This is a genomic window from Rubripirellula reticaptiva, assembly GCF_007860175.1.
GTDB lineage: Bacteria > Planctomycetota > Planctomycetia > Pirellulales > Pirellulaceae > Rubripirellula > Rubripirellula reticaptiva.
In genome coordinates this window covers 62,364-78,847 of sequence record NZ_SJPX01000005.1, presented here as the reverse complement: position 1 = coordinate 78,847, position 16,484 = coordinate 62,364, and the positions used below count along the sequence as shown (strand labels likewise).

The window sequence follows — 16,484 nt, the reverse complement described above, 5'->3', positions numbered from 1 at the left end:
ATGATATTTCGGGTCAAGATTTGCGGAGTTCGACTGCACAGCGACATCGAAGCGGTCGCTGCGGCGGGCGGCGACGCGATCGGTCTGAACTTCTTTCCGCCCAGCATTCGATACGTTGATCCTGACGACCCGCGCACCCAAGAGCTGTCGGCCGCTGCCGCTGGGCTGGGATTGTTTCGCGTTGGTGTTTTCGTCAACGAGGCTCCGGCGCGGATCGCCGAGATCGCTGACGTCGTCGGCTTGGATGCGATTCAGCTGCACGGCGACGAAACGGTCGAATCGGCTTCGCAGGTGTCCGGTCGAAAACTACGTGCGATCAAACTGCCGACGGGGCCGCTAACAGTCTCGCAAATCGATGCCGCCAGCCGCCTGTGGATTGAGGCTGGCTATCACGTTTTGTTTGATGCTGACGCCGGAGCCGCGCATGGTGGCAGCGGCAAGACGCTCGATTGGAATGCGATCGCTGCATGGGCGTCGCTGAATCCATCAGTCGCCTGGACGCTTGCCGGTGGTTTGACGCCGGACAATTTGTCGGATGCGATTCAGGCCAGTTCGGCGACCAGCGTAGATACCGCTAGCGGTGTTGAGTCGCCAAAGGGAACCAAGTCGTCCGAGCTGATCCAGGCGTTCTGCTCGGTCGGGCAGTAGCGAGAGGCAGGATGTCGACCGCTATTCGGGTGGTGCGGTTGGATGCCCGCTTGAATGCTAGCATGAAGCAAGGGTGCGACGTTTGCTGGGCCGAACTGACGGAGTGTGAACGTTTTGGCCCTACTTTTTTGTTGACTTACCGTTAAAATATCAACGTTGCCGATCGGATCAGCCGGACGGTAACTGAGTTACTGGCATCAAAGAAGTGCGAATCAGCGGGAGTCCCTGTGTTCGGTCCGTCACGTCGCTGCGTTTTGGCAACAATCTAGAACGCGGCTGTCAGGCAATATCATTTTCCTGTTCCCTCAAAGAAACGAGAGAAACGCGTGTCACAAGTCGAAACGGACCGACTCCCTTACAAAGTCAAAGACATCTCGCTGGCCGAATTCGGTCGCAAAGAAATCCAGCTTGCTGAGAACGAAATGCCGGGCCTGATGGCTCTGCGTAAAAAGTACGGCAAGTCCAAGCCACTGGCTGGTGCTCGCATCGCTGGCTGCCTGCACATGACGATCCAAACGGCTGTCTTGATCGAGACGCTCGTCGAATTGGGTGCCGAAGTGACCTGGTCGTCCTGCAATATCTTCAGCACCCAAGATCATGCGGCTGCCGCGATTGCTGCGGCTGGAATCCCCGTCTTTGCCTGGAAGGGCATGACGAATGAAGAGTTCGATTGGTGCATCGAGCAAACGCTGGACTTCGGCGACGGCAAGAAGCTGAACATGATCTTGGACGACGGCGGTGACTTGACCGCGATGGTTCACGACAAGTTCCCAGAACTGTTGACCGACATTTCCGGCATCAGCGAAGAAACCACCGCCGGCGTTCACCGTCTGGACGTGATGGTCAAGAACGCGCGCCTTCAAGTGCCTGCGATCAACATCAATGACTCGGCCACCAAGTCGAAGTTCGACAACCTGTACGGTTGCCGGGAATCGTTGGCGGACGGCGTCAAGCGAGCCACCGACGTGATGTTGGCTGGTAAGGTTGCCGTGGTTTGCGGTTACGGCGACGTCGGCAAAGGCTGTGCACACAGCCTAAAGAGCTACGGTTGTCGCGTCATCGTGACTGAAATCGATCCGATCAACGCGTTGCAAGCAGCGATGGAAGGTTTCGAAGTCACAACGATGGATGAGGCCTGCAAGGAAGGTCGTTTGTTCGTCACCACGACGGGCAACAAGGACATCATTCTGGGCAACCACATCACCGAAATGCCCAATGACGCGATCCTTTGCAACATTGGTCACTTCGACACTGAAATCGACATTGCTTGGATCGACAAGCAAGTCGCCGCCGGTAAGGCAACGGTCAGCGAGATCAAGCCTTCGGACGTTGGTGCCGTAGACCGCTATACGTTCAACGACACCGGCCGCAGCGTCATCATTTTGGCCAAGGGCCGCTTGGTGAACCTGGGCTGTGCGACGGGTCACCCAAGCTTCGTGATGAGCACCAGCTTCACCAACCAGGTGTTGGCTCAAATGGAGTTGTGGGAAAACCGCGACAACGACAAGTACAAGGTTCAGGTCTATCTGATGCCGAAGGCGCTCGACGAAGAAGTCGCACGTCTGCACTTGGCTGCTTGCGGCGTCAAGCTCACCAAGCTGACTCAGGACCAGGCTGACTACATGGGCGTTCCCGTTGAAGGTCCCTACAAGCCGAACCACTACCGCTATTAAGCCGGTTGTGTGAACTGAATAAACCGAAGGCCCGAGCGTTGGAAACGACGCCCGGGCTTTTTCGTGCGCCGACGCTTCAGCATTTTCGCATTTTTACGGCTCGTTTTGCGCGCTTGGGTTTGCTTGAGATTGGTCGTTCGGGGTCTGATACATTGCCTGTTTCACGGCAACTTCAACAAAAAATCTTAGCCCGCAAAAATGCCTCAAACTCGCCCTTTCGCCGCCCTGCGCTACAATCTTCAGCATGTCGGTTCGCTCTCGGATGTCGTCGCGCCGCCCTATGACGTCATCGATCCAAAGCTTCAAGACGAGCTCTACAAGCGGCACGCGGCCAACGTCATCCGCATCATCCTGAACCGAACCGAACCCGGTGACTCGACTGGCGAGGAGAAGTACGCGCGGGCGGCAAAGTTCGTCCAGCAGTGGCAGAGCGAGGGAGTCCTGGTTCGCGATGCCAAGCCCGCCTACTACGTCTACCACCAAACCTTCGAAGTCGACGGCACCACCGTCACTCGCCGCGGATTTCAGGGCCGCGTCCGTACGACTCCGTTTGGCGAAGGCAACATCTATCCTCACGAAGAAACGCACGCCAGTGCCAAGGCTGATCGGCTGAAGCTGACGACGGCGACGAAGCAAAACAACAGCCAGATCTTCGGACTCTATCCCGACCCGACCAACGAAGTCATCGACCTGCTGGACGCGGCCACGGTCGGTACCGAACCGATTGAAGCGACCGATCACCTGGGCGTTCGTCACACGCTATGGCCCGTGACGGACGAGACCGTGATCGCCAAGGTCAATGCTCTGATGGACGACCGGCCGATGTTCGTTGCCGACGGGCATCATCGCTACGAGACCAGTTGCAACTACAAAAACCAAGTCGCGGCCGAGCTGAATTCGGCAGAGCAGGGTGGTTCGCTTCCGGTCGACCATCCCGCAAATTTCGTGATGACGATGCTGGTCGGGATGAGCGACCCGGGGATGGTCGTGCTGCCTACTCACCGGCTACTGCGAGGGACGCGGTCATTCTCGTCAGCTGAAATCACGACGGCATTGGGCGAGTACTTTGACTGCGATGTGGTGGCCGGTGGCGCTCGCGCCGCGGCCGAAGTCTGGGGCATGATGCAGCAGGCGGCCGAGCAGGGGCTGATCGGCTTGTACGCCACCGGCGACGAGACCTGGTTGCTGTGCCGGGCGACCGATAAATCGGCTGGCAAGATGGCCCAGATCGCCGCCGATCAAAGTGCCGATTGGCGTGGGCTGGGTGTCAGTTTGCTGCACCGCTTGGTCATCGATGATCTGCTGTCCGCCAAAGGCCACCCCAAACCAACCTACGTTCACGAAGTCACCGAAGTGGTTGACGGGATCGAAGGGCAGGGCAGTCAGGCCGAAAGCGATTCGGACGAGCCGTACACGCTGGCGGCTCTGGTGATGCCGGCTCAGCTCGAGCACGTCGAAAGGATCAGCCTGCACAAAGAGCGAATGCCCGCCAAGAGCACCTACTTCTATCCCAAGCTGCTAAGCGGCCTGACCTTCAACCCACTATCCTAACGGGTAATCGGGCAAACCAGTTGGACCCGCGATTCCGCTCGCGGGATGTAAGCTGCAAAGCAGTTTGCAAACTCGTACACCCTGCGAGCGGAGTCGCAGGGCCACAGGGGTGACCGGAAATGTTGCGGATTTCGGACTTCCAGTTCTTTGATCCCGACGCCGAATTCCAGGTGACCTTTGGCGACCTTCCGCATTGGCAGCAACCGGGTGCGACGGACTTCATCACCGACCGGCTGTCCGATTCGAATCCGCTGGCGGCCTGCAATCGAATCATGGCCCAGCGGTACCACTGACTCCTCGCTCGTGGGATTGGTCCGAGTCAGCCTTACTGGGGCGACCAGCTTCGCAGTCTGCGGCCCAAGATCGCCAGCGAATACAACTCGAACAGTGCTTCTTATGGAAGCATTACCAAGCACTCCGGATCAACCAGTCGCTTAGCCGGACAGGGCACGTCTTTCAGTCAGAGAGCCTCGACCATCTGGCGCGAGATGACGCCCACTTCCAAAGGTTCCGCCGCTACATCGCAAGCAACCCCGAAAAGGCTGACCTGTATCAAGGCCAGGACCGCCTCTACCTCCCTGATCTAGCCTAAATCAAAATCGGGCAAGCCCCAGTGGACTCGCGACTCCGTTCGCGGGATAGAAACTGCAAAGCAGTATATGAGTGCAGCCTATACCCTGCGAACGGAGTCGCAGGGCCATGCCGGTTCACCGCCAAACGCCGACCACAGAATCTACCTCCCACGTCAAGAGTAGTTTCTTGTGAAACCAGTCTTGTTTCATGCGGAACATATGCCCTACTTTCCGCCCATCGAGCGAGCCAGATTCGGTTTCGTTGAATGTCAGATTCTCAAAGACGAGAACATCCCCGGTGGGAAGGATACTTTGCGTGGTCAATCAGAAAGGAGGCGTGGGCAAAACAACCACTGCCGTCAATCTTTCTGCCGCGCTGGCTCTAGCCGGCCAGCGGACGCTGTTGGTCGACATGGACCCCCAGTGCAATGCGACTACGTCCCTAGGCATCTCACCCACCGACGGGCACGCCCTTGTCAGCGAAGATGATCTGGTCGGCCACATCGTCGATTCTCGCCAAGACAACCTGTCGGTCGTGCCTGGCAGCCGAACCTTCCACGACGTCGACAAGCTGGCTCATAGCGACAGTGCCCACACCCGCCTGGTCCGCCGCCACTTCGACGCTGTCATCGAAGACTACGACTTCGTGCTGATTGACTGTCCGCCCAGTGTTGGTGCGTTGACACAGACAGCACTAACCGCGTCGACCGAAGTTCTGATGCCGATCCAGTGCGAGTACTTCGCCATGGAAGGCCTGACACAATTAATTCAAACCATCAAAAAGGTCATCGTCGCGACTGACGGACGACTGACCTTCGGCGGCATCCTACTGACAATGTACGATCCGCATTTAGAACTCACTCACGAAGTTGATGAAGAAGTTCGGGATTTCTTCGGAGACATCGTTTTTGATAATGTCGTGCCCAGGGACGTTTCGCTTTGCGAAGCCCCCAGCCATGGCAAAACCGTGTTTCAATACGCCCCGCGATCGCGTGGCGCGTTCGCCTATACTCAGCTGTGCATGGAGGTGCTCCAACGTGACTAGTGCAACGACCAATAAAGACCGAAGACTTGGCAAAGGACTTGCCGCTCTTCTTGGTGATTCGATGGACGACGACGCACCACGCGGTTCGGACCACGTCGACGGTGACGCTAGTGCATCGCACGGCATCGAGTCGATCGAACTGAACGTCAGCGAGGTCGAGAACAATCCGTTCCAACCTCGCCGCGAATTCAACGTCGACGAAATCGCTTCGCTAGCTGAAAGCATCAAGAGCCACCAACAACTGCAACCAATCCTGGTTCGCATTGTTGACGGCAAGTATCAACTCATCAGTGGCGAACGTCGCCTGCGAGCAACCATCCACGCAGGTCTAACCAAGATCCGTGCGGAAGTTCGCGAGGCCGACGATCGATTGGTCGCGGAGCTGGCGATCATCGAGAACTTGCAACGCAAGGACTTGAACCCGATCGAAAAGGCGATGTCGTTCAAACGCTACATCACCGAGCACAAGTGCAAGCAGGATGACCTGGCTCGCCGCTTGAGCATTGATCGCAGCACGATCGCAAACCTGATGCGACTGCTCGAGTTGCCCCAGCAAATCCTCGACTGGCTAACCGCTGGCGAAGTCAGTGCGGGACACGCACGGGCGTTGCTGCCGATCGGCGACGAAGAAGTCCAAGTCAACATCGCTCGCAAAATCATGGACGAGCGCTGGAGTGTCCGGGCGACCGAGACTCATGTGGCCGAGCTGCTGAAGAACGAAGAAGACGAAGATACGGGCAAAGTGATCGTCAACGCGTCGCGTCAAAAACGTCGTCCTGTGTCGCCGCAAATCGAAGCGATGCAGCAAGAGATGCGAATGATCTTTGGCACCAAAATCGAGATCAAGTCGTCGGCTCGCAGCCGCGGCAAAATCACGATCCACTTCACCGATGCTGAAGAGTTCGAGCGATTGAAGGACATCCTCTGTGTCGCCGCTAAACCAAATCTAAGAATTGCTGGCTAGTTCAGGCCAGCAAAAAGCAAAGATTCAAGAGCCCGAGTTGTCAACGCAGCTCGGGCTTTTTTTACGCGCCGATTTCTCGGTCGTGATTGATCGCATGAGTCGTGACTCGCAAGTGGCCGAGTCTTCGGCCGGGTCTGCGGCCGAGTCTGCGGCCGAGTCTGCGGCCGGGTCTGCGGCCGGGTCAGCCTGCATCCGCCTTGGATCGTTTCAGTCCTCGGCTCACCCCATTCCCATGTCGTCATTCCCATGTCGTCAGCACATCCAGTAGGCAATCAACAGCGTCAGCGGCGCCAATCCCGCAGGACGAACCTGCTCGCGTTTCACATTCGTTTCACGGGTTCCCGGGTTTATGCTTCCGTTTCCAACAAGTTTGCTTTTTAACCTTGGTCCCATTTTGGTCATCTGCTAATCTCCCATTCGCTCAGCCATGATGGCTCGGGAGTGGCTCGGAAGACGGATTTAGTTTTCTGAGACGAGGTTGTTTCGCTGGAAAGGAGTCCCAGGGTGGAAACCGAACAAACACGCACTTGTGTTCACATTCGTTGGATGATCCGCCGGGATATGCCGGCAGTGTTGGGGATCGAAAACAAGAGTTTCGAGTTTGCATGGACAGAGGATGATTTCATCCGCTGCCTCCGCCAACGGAACTGCATCGGGATGGTAGCCGAAGAAGACGACAAGGTGGTCGGCTTCATGATTTATGAGCTGCACAAGAACCGCTTGCATATCTTGAACTTTGCTGTCGGTGCCGACAGTCGTCGCTCGGGCGTCGGGTTCGCAATGATCGGAAAGCTGTTGGGCAAGTTGTCCCAAGAACGTCGCAACCGAATCATGTTGGAAGTCCGTGAAACGAACCTCGTTGCACAATTATTTTTCAAAAAGATTGGCTTCCGCGCCGTCTCGGTTTTGCGTGACTTCTATGAAGACACCGATGAAGACGCCTACTTGATGCAATACCGCTATCAGGCCAGCGCCGAAGAACTCGCCGAGCCCCACAACCGCATCTCGCGGCTGGCCGGTTAACGAGCGAGCCACCTTCGCGTGGGCCCGCGACTCCGATCGCGGGACGTCAGCTGCAAATCAGCTGACAGGAACCAAACCCTACACCCTACACCCTGCGACAGAGTCGCAGGGGCATCTGGGGTTGTTCGTTAAAGGCCCAGTTCAATCAACGTTGGCTCAAGTGCTTTTGCCCATCGCTCATAACCTTCGGGCGACAGGTGCAGTTTGTCTGGCATGATCTTTGGATCGATCGTCCCATCGGACTCGACAAACTGATCGCCAATTTCTAGGAACTGCACTCGATCACCGTCGGCCATCTTGCGGATCATTTCGTTGATCGCAATGTTGTTGAGCCGCTTCAGGTCCAGTGGGCCATTGCCGCGAGGGAAGATCCCTTGCAACACGACCTTCGTATCCGGCAACCTTTCAGCCAGGATGTTCAGAATCTCTTGAACGCCTGCGGCAACTTGTGCAGGGTCTTGGTCCAAGTGTCCTGTGTTGTTCGTGCCAATCATCAGCACGGCAACTTGGGGTTTGATTTTGCTTAGGTTGCCGTGCGTTAGTCGCCATATGACATGCTCGGTCCGGTCGCCACCGATGCCTAAATTAATCGTTTTTCGATTGCCGTAATATTTCTCCCAGACTTCCTTGCCTGCGCCTTCCCAGCCCTGAGTGATCGAGTCCCCGATGAAGGCCAAATCGACATCGCCCTGCTTGGCTTGACGGTTCATTTCCTGATGACGCTCGGCCCACCGTTTCTCTTCGTTGCGAGTGGCCGGGATGATGGCAGTGTTTACGTCATAGAACTGGCGAAGATCGCGATACCGTTTTTGCATTCCTGCCAAGACATCCGCATAAGCTTCGCTGTCGTGAACGCTCGCCATTTCCAGCGGATCAGTTTCCAAGTCGAACAAATTCCACTGTCGAGTCCGCGGGAAGAACATCAGCTTGTACCGATCCGTGCGAACTCCGTCGTGAATCGGCACATTGTGGGAGGCTGCGTTTTCGTAATACGCATAGTAGATGGCGTCTCGCCAACTGGCCGACGGTTTGCCTTGGTTCTTCATCATTTCGACCATGCTGCGGCCCTGAATTTCGGCCGGCACTTCGGCTCCGGCGATTTCCAAGAACGTCGGCGCATAGTCAATGTTTTGGATCATTGCGGTCGAGTCGACGCCGGGGTTGATCACGCCAGGCCAACGAACCAAAAATGGCATTCGTAGTGATTCCTCGAACATCCATCGTTTGTCGTACCAGCCATGTTCACCTAGGTAGAATCCTTGGTCGCTGCTGTAGATCACGATCGTATCGTCGGCTATTCCAGATTCGTCCAAGTACGCTAGCAGGCTGCCCATCGAATCGTCAACGGCTTGAATGCATCGCAGATAGTCCTTGATGTATCGCTGGTACTTCCACTGAGTGACTTCGCGATCGGTGAATCCGCCGGCTTTCATTTTGGCAATGAAGGCTTGGTTCTTGGGCTCGTACGCCGCGTCCCAAGCGGCTTTCTGGTCCGCTGTCATGCGACCGTATTCAGCGTTCTTGTGCAGATCGGCAAAGTGGTCGGGAAACTGGTTTTCACCGTGAAACTTCATGTCGTGTCCCCAATGCATGTGATTGGCGATCGTCATTTCGTTCTCTTTCAGCAAGTCGCTGCGCCCACTGTAATCGTCGAATAGAGTGTCCGGTTCGGGAATCGTGGTGTCGTCGTAAAGCGAGTAGTAGCGTGGTGGCGGTGACCAGTTGCGGTGCGGTGCCTTGTGTTGGCACATCATGATGAAGGGCTTGTCGGGGTCGCGATCTTCCTTGAGCCACTTCAATGTGTGCTCGGTGATGATGTCGGTGCAGTAGCCGTCGAATCGTTTGCGACTGCCGTCCATCTGCAGCAGGTCCGGATTGTAGTAGTTGCCTTGGCCAGGCAAAACTTCCCAGTGATCGAAGCCAACTGGATCGCTGCTGAGATGCCATTTGCCGATGATCGCGGTTTGGTAACCAACCTCTTGCATCAATTTCGGAAACGTCATCTGCGAACCGTCGAACCGGTTTCCGTTGTGTAGAAATCCGTTGATGTGCGAGTGCTTACCTGTCAGGATGCAAGCCCGCGACGGCCCGCAGATCGAATTGGCGCAAAACGAGTTGCGAAACACGGCGCCTTCTTTGGCGATCCGGTCTAGGTTCGGTGTCTGATTGATCGTCGACCCGTAGGCGCCAATGGACTGTAACGCATGATCATCCGAAAATACGAACAGAATATTGGGCTGTTTGGCGTCGGTCAGGCCAGTCAGCAGCAGAAACGCGGCAAAGCCGATCAAGAAACGATTCACGGGCGGGGTCTCGCAAGAGAACAATGGATAGGTGGCCCATCATTCTACTTAACTGTGAGATGCCGTGGCGAATGCGACCGACTTCGTTCGGTTCCGCAGCCACGTTCGACACCGAAAAATTGACCTCGCCAACCTTCAGTCGCTGATCAACAAGCGTCGTCAACATTCCGGTTGCTCCTAAAACTAGGAGAACCTCGCCCGGATCCCCATCGCCGCTCTGCATTTGACACCGAAGCCGATGGCTCAAGCAATCGGAAGTCCAAACGGCATTTGCTTGATCGTTTCGAACTGCTCCGTAAGCATCAATAATTGAATTGTTGAACACAAATTGGAATAGCGCAGCGAAAGTTCGGGGCACTGGTTCAAAACCATTCGACTATCAAAAAAGTTCATTTAGCGTGGCGTCTACTGAATTGGCCCAACTTTCATCGGACCCTTCTTCGCTGAGTAGCCGTAACGAAGAAGAAGTTGAAGCCAACAACGGACTTGGGCTTGGGGCTTCCGGCGGAGCAACCGGGTTACCGAAAGGCAGGAAGCTGAACTGTACCGATGCTACCGTGTCCGTATCGTCGCCCAACAGGAAACCGTCACCATTGATGTCAGTGAACGGGTCGTAGCTGGGGCCACCCGCAAACGTGAACTGAACCATGGCCACTGTATCGGTGTCATTTCCAAGCAAGAAGTCGTCGCCCGTGGTGTCACCCGGAAGCACATCGATGCGAAAGGCAAAGTCGCCTCCGGCAGTCGCGTCGCCCGACACCATGCTGACCGAGTTCGTCCATTCGCCATCGAGCAAATTCCCGCTTGCGTCCTGGACCGTATCGTTAATCGTCAACAGTAACTTCTCGGCGTCAAACACTGCAGCGCTGTCGAGTTGGAGGGTCAGCTTAAACGGCCCTGCTCCGCCACCATCGGTGTAGACTGCAATTAAGCCCGGAAAAGCTTCGTAGTCCAGGATGTTGACACCCGCTAGCGAAAGGTTGCCGAGGTTGATGTCCGATCCGTCAGACTGCTGAACGTTCTCGCTGAATTCAACGATGATCGTATCCAGATTAGACCAAGTCAAATTCTTGAGCTGATCAGCGCCGGGAAGTGGCAGCCCGTCGGAGTCGATCGGATCAACGAAAGACTTGAAGGTTGGCGACCATGACGACGAAGCAATTTTCACATCCGTAATCGTTGGCGGAGTTTCGTCGATGCCGATCACATCTAGACGCACTGAGTTCGTGGAATACGAGACGTCCCAGCCCAGGCCTGCGGATAGGGCTGGCAGCGTTTCGACTGCAAATGTGCCGCCGATCCCATCGGTCGACGTGATGATTGTGAACGAGTCGCCTATCGCGGGTGCAAAGCTGTTGATCAGTTCGACTTTTAGATTGCCGGCAAGTGAGGCGGTCCCGGTGTGAACGATTTGGTCAAACCCGCTGCTGCCGGGCGTCGTTCCGCCAATTTCTAACACCAAGTCCGAGCCCGCTGCGTAGCTTACGCTGCCATTGATGACTTGCGCAGCACTAGCGCCAGGGCTATAAGTGCCAGTGACACTGACATGGTTCAGCGACCCAACGCCCTGGATGTAGCCTGGCAAAGTGATGGGACGAGTTGAACTGGCACCGTCAATCGAACCATTGATCAACACCTGGAATGCGATGTCGTTGGGGGTGTCAATCGTTCCAAATCCTGTGACGCTCTCTCCGTTGGCAACCAACAAGCCATTGCTGGCGACAATGGTGCCGGCACTCTCGGTGATGCCTAGTAACGCAATCGCCCCGAGTGACGCAGTGGTAGATCCAATCGTTAGGGTATCGATACCAACATTCAATGTACCGTCAGCATCGAATGCACTCATTTCGGTCACATCCAACGGCTCGACTCCGGTGAACGTGATCGTACTTTGCAGCGATCCTTCTTGTATCAAGACGCTAGCGTTGCCGAGTGTGTTGCCGGTCGACTGGTACGTGGCCAGCGAGCCGCCGGTACCCTTGATGATCAAGCGATCTGTTCCGGCCGGATCCGCAAAACTGATTCCACTCGGGAACCGAAAGAAGCCGTCGGAATAGTCGATCGTCACTACATCGTCCAAGTTGCCGCCGTTGATTGTCAGCGAAAGGGACGAAGACAACGGAGCGGTTGCCAAGACAGCTCCACCATTATGATTGTCTAGCACCTCGACGTCGGTGCCGTTGAGTTTGACCGTCACGTCATTGCTCGTGCCGATGGGCAAGTCAACGGTTACTTCGTCGACAATCGCGACCGCCAACTGATAGTCGCCCGCTCCGCTGGCCGCTTGCGTTGCAACGGTGTACACGCCTGCCGAGCCAGCCGTGAATACAACTTCTGCGTTCTTTCCGTCGACTGAGTCGGCGTCTTCGGCAACTACGGTCACCTGATCCGGTGCAATGATCGTCAATCCTGGGTCCAGCGTGTTGTTCACCGATGCAAACTGGTCGAGTGGCGTTGCGGTTCGAACCAGCAGAGTCTCACCTGCGGCAAGCGAAACTGAGTACCGATCCTGAACGTCTGAATTCGCGTCGAGCGACCCGATCACATGTCCTTCGCTGGGGATTGTTCGTAGTGCTGCTGGTCCTTCGTTTGGCTCGGTATCAATGACGGTTGATTCAGCAACAGTCATTGCATATTCGGACTGCAAGGCTGCGCTGAGCCGAACAAAATAGACTCCGTCGGTCGGCACAACGAATCCCAAGATGGCCAAATCATGGTCGGTCGCAACACCAGAGGCCACTGCATCGTTTACGGCCGTTGCTAACACCGTTGATCCATCCGGACCGATGATTTGCAACTCTTCCGCCGCGTAGCTTTCGCTGCCAAGTCCATCCAGAATTAGGTCGACCTTGGTGCCCGCTTTGCCTGTCCAGTCGATTGAGTAAACGTCCACATCTGGCTCGAGGGCAAATTGGACATCCACGACATCGCCATCAGAAAGCGACGGCGAGTTTGTGCTAAGGGCCACCGCGGTCGTGCCATTGGCTTGAAAACCGACGGTCGCCGAAGCTCCCCCGTCAACTGCAACGTTGCCAAACGATACGTCTTTGTAGGCGTATTTCGCTAACACAGGTCCGTCATCAAAAACTTGAACCTGAAACGTGACAGCCCCTCCAAAGCTACGATGGGGCCGGTCTTGCCACTGGGCAACGAACGCAGGAATACCGTCGATCAGAATTTCGTCGTAGTAGATCAGGCTTGCATCAAGTTCGTCCCAGAACGGCATCATCGCAGTCACAATGCCAGAGTTCGGGATCGATGTGTTGTCTTGTAGCAATGGAATCGTGAATCCAGTTGTCGGAGTCAAGCTGCCATTGTCATGCATCTTCCAAGTTCCTGCCGGGAAGACATCGTTGCCCACTGAAATACTCGTGCTCAAAGTCGAGTTGTTGTTGAGCATGAACGAGTTCGATGCAGGCAATTGTGTAAGGTCAACAAATTCGGTCGGGGCATTTCTCTGGACCAGTTCGATGGTGGTCCCCGGCACTGCGTCTGAATTCCCGATGATTCCATAGATAGAAGCGTTGCTGGCGGTCCCGTCGATCAACCCCAAGCCCGCTACAAGCGGCAGCGGACTAAGAGGACTCGTATCACCATTCAGCTTTTCCAAAATTGTGTTTCGCCAAGCGTCCATCGTGAACTGCGTCGCGCCACTCGCAGTAACTTTCAACTGGTATGAGCCGGTCGCTGGCGCGACTTGCGAAGTCAAGATAACGGGCGAACCAGGTGAAGCTGCTGTTGCCGCGGCTGAGACTCCCACCCACTCCAAGACCAAGGTTTCATTCGAATCGGGTTCGGCACGTACTGCTAAGGTTTCCCCTTCCAGGAGTTCGAAGTTGAAGTAGCGAACGTCGTTCGCATCGTCAAGTGAACCCTCGTTTCCAATGGTCTCAAAGACTTGACCCGCAAGAGGCTCGGCGGACAGCCAGTTGCCAAGTTCGTTGTCATCGATACTCGGCTGTAATGAAGCGATCGTGCGGGAAAGCGGATAGTCTGTTCCATCCATGGTGGCGGTGATCTGGTGCTCGATCGTCCCCGTATGAACACCTTCGGAAACGTTGTCATCAAGAGCTCGTACGAAAACCGTGACGGGCGTCGTATCGGCTAGCGTCAAATTCAACGACGTAGAGAACAGGACTGCGTCTAAGCTGATCTCGAGCTGATCGTCGGCCGTAGCCGTTACCTCAACAGCACCTTCGGGAGTGGTGCCGAGAAAAATTTGATAGGATTCGGCGCTACCACCCTCGCGTAGATTCGTTCCACCAAAATTTGAAGCGATATTCACAGCCGGGGTCGCCTCAACATTGATCGACAGTTCGTAGAACTGGGCAAAAGTAGAGTCGCTCGTGACCGCAGCGTGATACGTACCCGATTGCGGCAGGACCAAGTTAATCGACTCGGTGCCACCGAGGCCGGCCACGTTACTGGTTGAGATCACCACGCCGCTCGCATCAAGCAGTTCTAGCGTAAGGTCGCCGCGAGTTTGCAAGTTGTAGGCCGACTGACTTCCGCCTTGAGGGCCTTCGTTGTAGGTCGGCCCTACGGGAGTCAACGTGACGGTGACATCTGCGGCCGCTTCGGTAGTGAATGCGAACAGGTCGGTGTCGGTTTGTCTGTCCACAGTTAAGAAGTCAGTATCCGAAATGTCGACGACCGTATCGTTCGCGTCACTGCCGAGGCTGACAGATGATCCGACGGCGATCACACCTAAACTAGTCGCCTCGGCAATCGAATCGTTGGGTTCGAGTGCGTCACCGTAAAGACTCTGGACGCCGTAGATGTCATCGAGTTGTGGACCGTCAAACGCAACGTTGAGGAATGGCTCTAACAGAAAGGCAGCATTGTTCGATTCGACGTGATTGAGTCCAAGCCCGTGTCCATGTTCATGAGCAACGATGGTTCTTAAACGTCGCGAATTCGTCGAAATGTTGTTGTAAACCGAATCGTCGGTGTCGATTACCATGTCACCGAAATTCGGACTGACGTTGTAGGCAAGTACGTTTGAGTTGCCATCGAGCGTGTGACCACCAATTCGGATATCTGCGCGAACCCCTAGGCTGCCAGGTGTGCTGGGAAATGTCGCGCCGTCGTCGTTGGGCTCGTATACATACGTGATGCTGGATAGTTCTCCCCAGCGATCAAACACGGATTGGATCAGAGGAAACCAAGGTTCGTCTTGATAGTTCGTGTCGTTTGTACTAACCCCGTAAATATCCCCAAGGAACGAAATTAGGTTGCTTGGTGACGTGACTTCTCCTGAAACGAATCCGCCGGGGAGCGTTGTTCCGTCGTTGACAAATCCCCAAGTCAACGTAATTGGGTCGCCGAATGTGAAGCCGCCACCGTCGGTGGCCGTCGCAGTAAATCGGCCGTTGGCACGATATGTTTGGACGTTCGGGAAATTCGGCCCGTAAACTAACTCGTCAGTCTGTTGGGGAGAATTTGGAAAACCCTCGTAGTAGAGTGGTTCATCACCAAAATCGCTGGCAAGCAGTCTTCGCGATTCAAGTTGTTCGACACCTAGCGATCGAGCTGAACGAGGTCGAACTGAACGGGGGCGTGCTGAACGAGTGCGTTTTCTTTGGTGCGGCAAGGATAGGGTTCCCGTGCTAACAGCTTGATTCTAGACCTATTTTCAAATGTACCCGAATGGGTGAGTTGGGTGGGTTGTGTCGACGGTGAACGCAAAATTAAGTTTGCAGGAATCAATAGGATGCCGGCAGACCACTCTCGGCTGTAAAAGACTGCAGCGCATGGTCATCCGAGAACGAACAAGATGTTGGGCTGTTTGGCGTCTGATCGGCCAGTCAGCATTAGAAACGCGGCAAAGCCGATCAAGAAACGATTCACGGGCGGGGGCTCGCAAGAGACCAATGGATCGGTGGCCCGTCTTTCTACTTCTGTGCGCATCGACAGTGGCAAGCACAACCGACGCCGTAACACAGGTTGCCAGCCTGTCGTGAATTGCAGGCTAGCAGCCCGCAATCTCCGACGCCCCATTCAAGCTAAACCCGACGTCGACGCAATCGAAGCCCGCCCACCGCAATCGCTAGCCCTATCAAAACGGCAGACGAAGGCTCGGGAACGGCGTTGGCCTGAAGGGTGAGCATTGCGGGTGTCGGGTTGAACTGAGTGGCGAACACTGGATTGTCGGCAGCAAGAACAAAGGAGGGGAAGATGTCGAATGGGATCCCGGCAGCCGTAAGCGTTGCCGTACCTGTGGCCATTGAATCGACTAGATAAGTGCCCGTTCCCAATAGAATTGAGTCATGAATTAGTAACGTCGGCGTTGAAAAAAAGTTTGGGGTCACTGCAGAGTCAGGACTTAGGACTGGGGCAGTGCCATGAAACTCATAGTCTTCCGCTGAGAACGTTGACGCGCCAAGCAAGCTTTCAGAAAATGCCGCGTCAAGCGAGATTCCAGTTGGGGTACCAAACAACAGGTTGTTGGAAGTAATGGACGCGTCAAAAAGGTTAAGCCCTTCATCGCTTAGACGCGTCTCAGAGTTGGTTTGTGTGAGTATCAGCTTGAACGAAACAGACTCTCCCGGATTTACGTTTAATGCGGTAACAATCTCGTCATCGCTATTCACGAAATGGAGAACGAAATCTGCTATTGAAATCGACGGGAATCCTAATGAAAAGCAAAGGATTAAGGCGATGTGTCTGTATTTGAAAAACATAGGTTTGCTCGGGAAATTGGGA

At 55.2% G+C, this 16,484-nt stretch carries 10 protein-coding genes; 7 read left to right on the top strand and 3 right to left on the bottom strand.

The window, feature by feature from the left end; all coding sequences use genetic code 11:
• The 7 genes from Poly59_RS21450 (at position 1) to rimI (ending at position 7,476) form a co-directional block, all read left to right on the top strand.
• A complete protein-coding gene (locus tag Poly59_RS21450) occupies positions 1 to 648 on the top strand; it encodes a phosphoribosylanthranilate isomerase (protein ID WP_246151838.1) in 648 nt (215 codons plus the stop codon).
• Between the two features lie 326 nt (positions 649 to 974).
• The gene (ahcY, locus tag Poly59_RS21445) at positions 975 to 2,321 is read left to right on the top strand and encodes an adenosylhomocysteinase (protein ID WP_146536176.1); all 1,347 of its coding nucleotides are present in this window, start codon (positions 975 to 977) and stop codon (positions 2,319 to 2,321) included.
• Positions 2,322 to 2,519: 198 nt separating this feature from the next.
• Positions 2,520 to 3,872 carry a DUF1015 domain-containing protein gene (locus Poly59_RS21440; RefSeq protein ID WP_146536175.1) on the top strand — a complete coding sequence of 451 codons (1,353 nt, stop codon included), beginning with the start codon at positions 2,520 to 2,522 and terminating at the stop codon, positions 3,870 to 3,872.
• Between the two features lie 119 nt (positions 3,873 to 3,991).
• Complete coding sequence (locus tag Poly59_RS30280) at positions 3,992 to 4,165, top strand: hypothetical protein (protein WP_246151837.1); 174 nt, start codon at positions 3,992 to 3,994, stop codon at positions 4,163 to 4,165.
• A 577-nt stretch (positions 4,166 to 4,742) separates the two neighbouring features.
• A complete protein-coding gene (locus Poly59_RS21430) occupies positions 4,743 to 5,489 on the top strand; it encodes a ParA family protein (RefSeq protein WP_246151836.1) in 747 nt (248 codons plus the stop codon).
• Positions 5,482 to 6,453 carry a ParB/RepB/Spo0J family partition protein gene (locus tag Poly59_RS21425; protein WP_246151835.1) on the top strand — a complete coding sequence of 324 codons (972 nt, stop codon included), beginning with the start codon at positions 5,482 to 5,484 and terminating at the stop codon, positions 6,451 to 6,453. The genes Poly59_RS21430 and Poly59_RS21425 overlap by 8 nt, the downstream gene beginning before the upstream one ends.
• A gap of 546 nt (positions 6,454 to 6,999) precedes the next feature.
• Positions 7,000 to 7,476, top strand: coding sequence for a ribosomal protein S18-alanine N-acetyltransferase (rimI, locus tag Poly59_RS21420; protein WP_146536841.1), 477 nt, complete (start codon positions 7,000 to 7,002; stop codon positions 7,474 to 7,476).
• A gap of 128 nt (positions 7,477 to 7,604) precedes the next feature.
• On the opposite strand, the gene Poly59_RS21415 is transcribed toward rimI, so the two are convergent.
• From Poly59_RS21415 to Poly59_RS21405, 3 genes are all read right to left on the bottom strand, one after another.
• A complete protein-coding gene (locus Poly59_RS21415; protein WP_246151833.1) occupies positions 7,605 to 9,779 on the bottom strand; it encodes a sulfatase/phosphatase domain-containing protein in 2,175 nt (724 codons plus the stop codon).
• A 379-nt stretch (positions 9,780 to 10,158) separates the two neighbouring features.
• Complete coding sequence (locus tag Poly59_RS21410) at positions 10,159 to 15,372, bottom strand: beta strand repeat-containing protein (protein WP_146536171.1); 5,214 nt, start codon at positions 15,370 to 15,372, stop codon at positions 10,159 to 10,161.
• A 412-nt stretch (positions 15,373 to 15,784) separates the two neighbouring features.
• The gene (locus Poly59_RS21405; RefSeq protein WP_146536170.1) at positions 15,785 to 16,462 is read right to left on the bottom strand and encodes a PEP-CTERM sorting domain-containing protein; all 678 of its coding nucleotides are present in this window, start codon (positions 16,460 to 16,462) and stop codon (positions 15,785 to 15,787) included.
• Between the last annotated feature and the right edge of the window lie 22 nt (positions 16,463 to 16,484).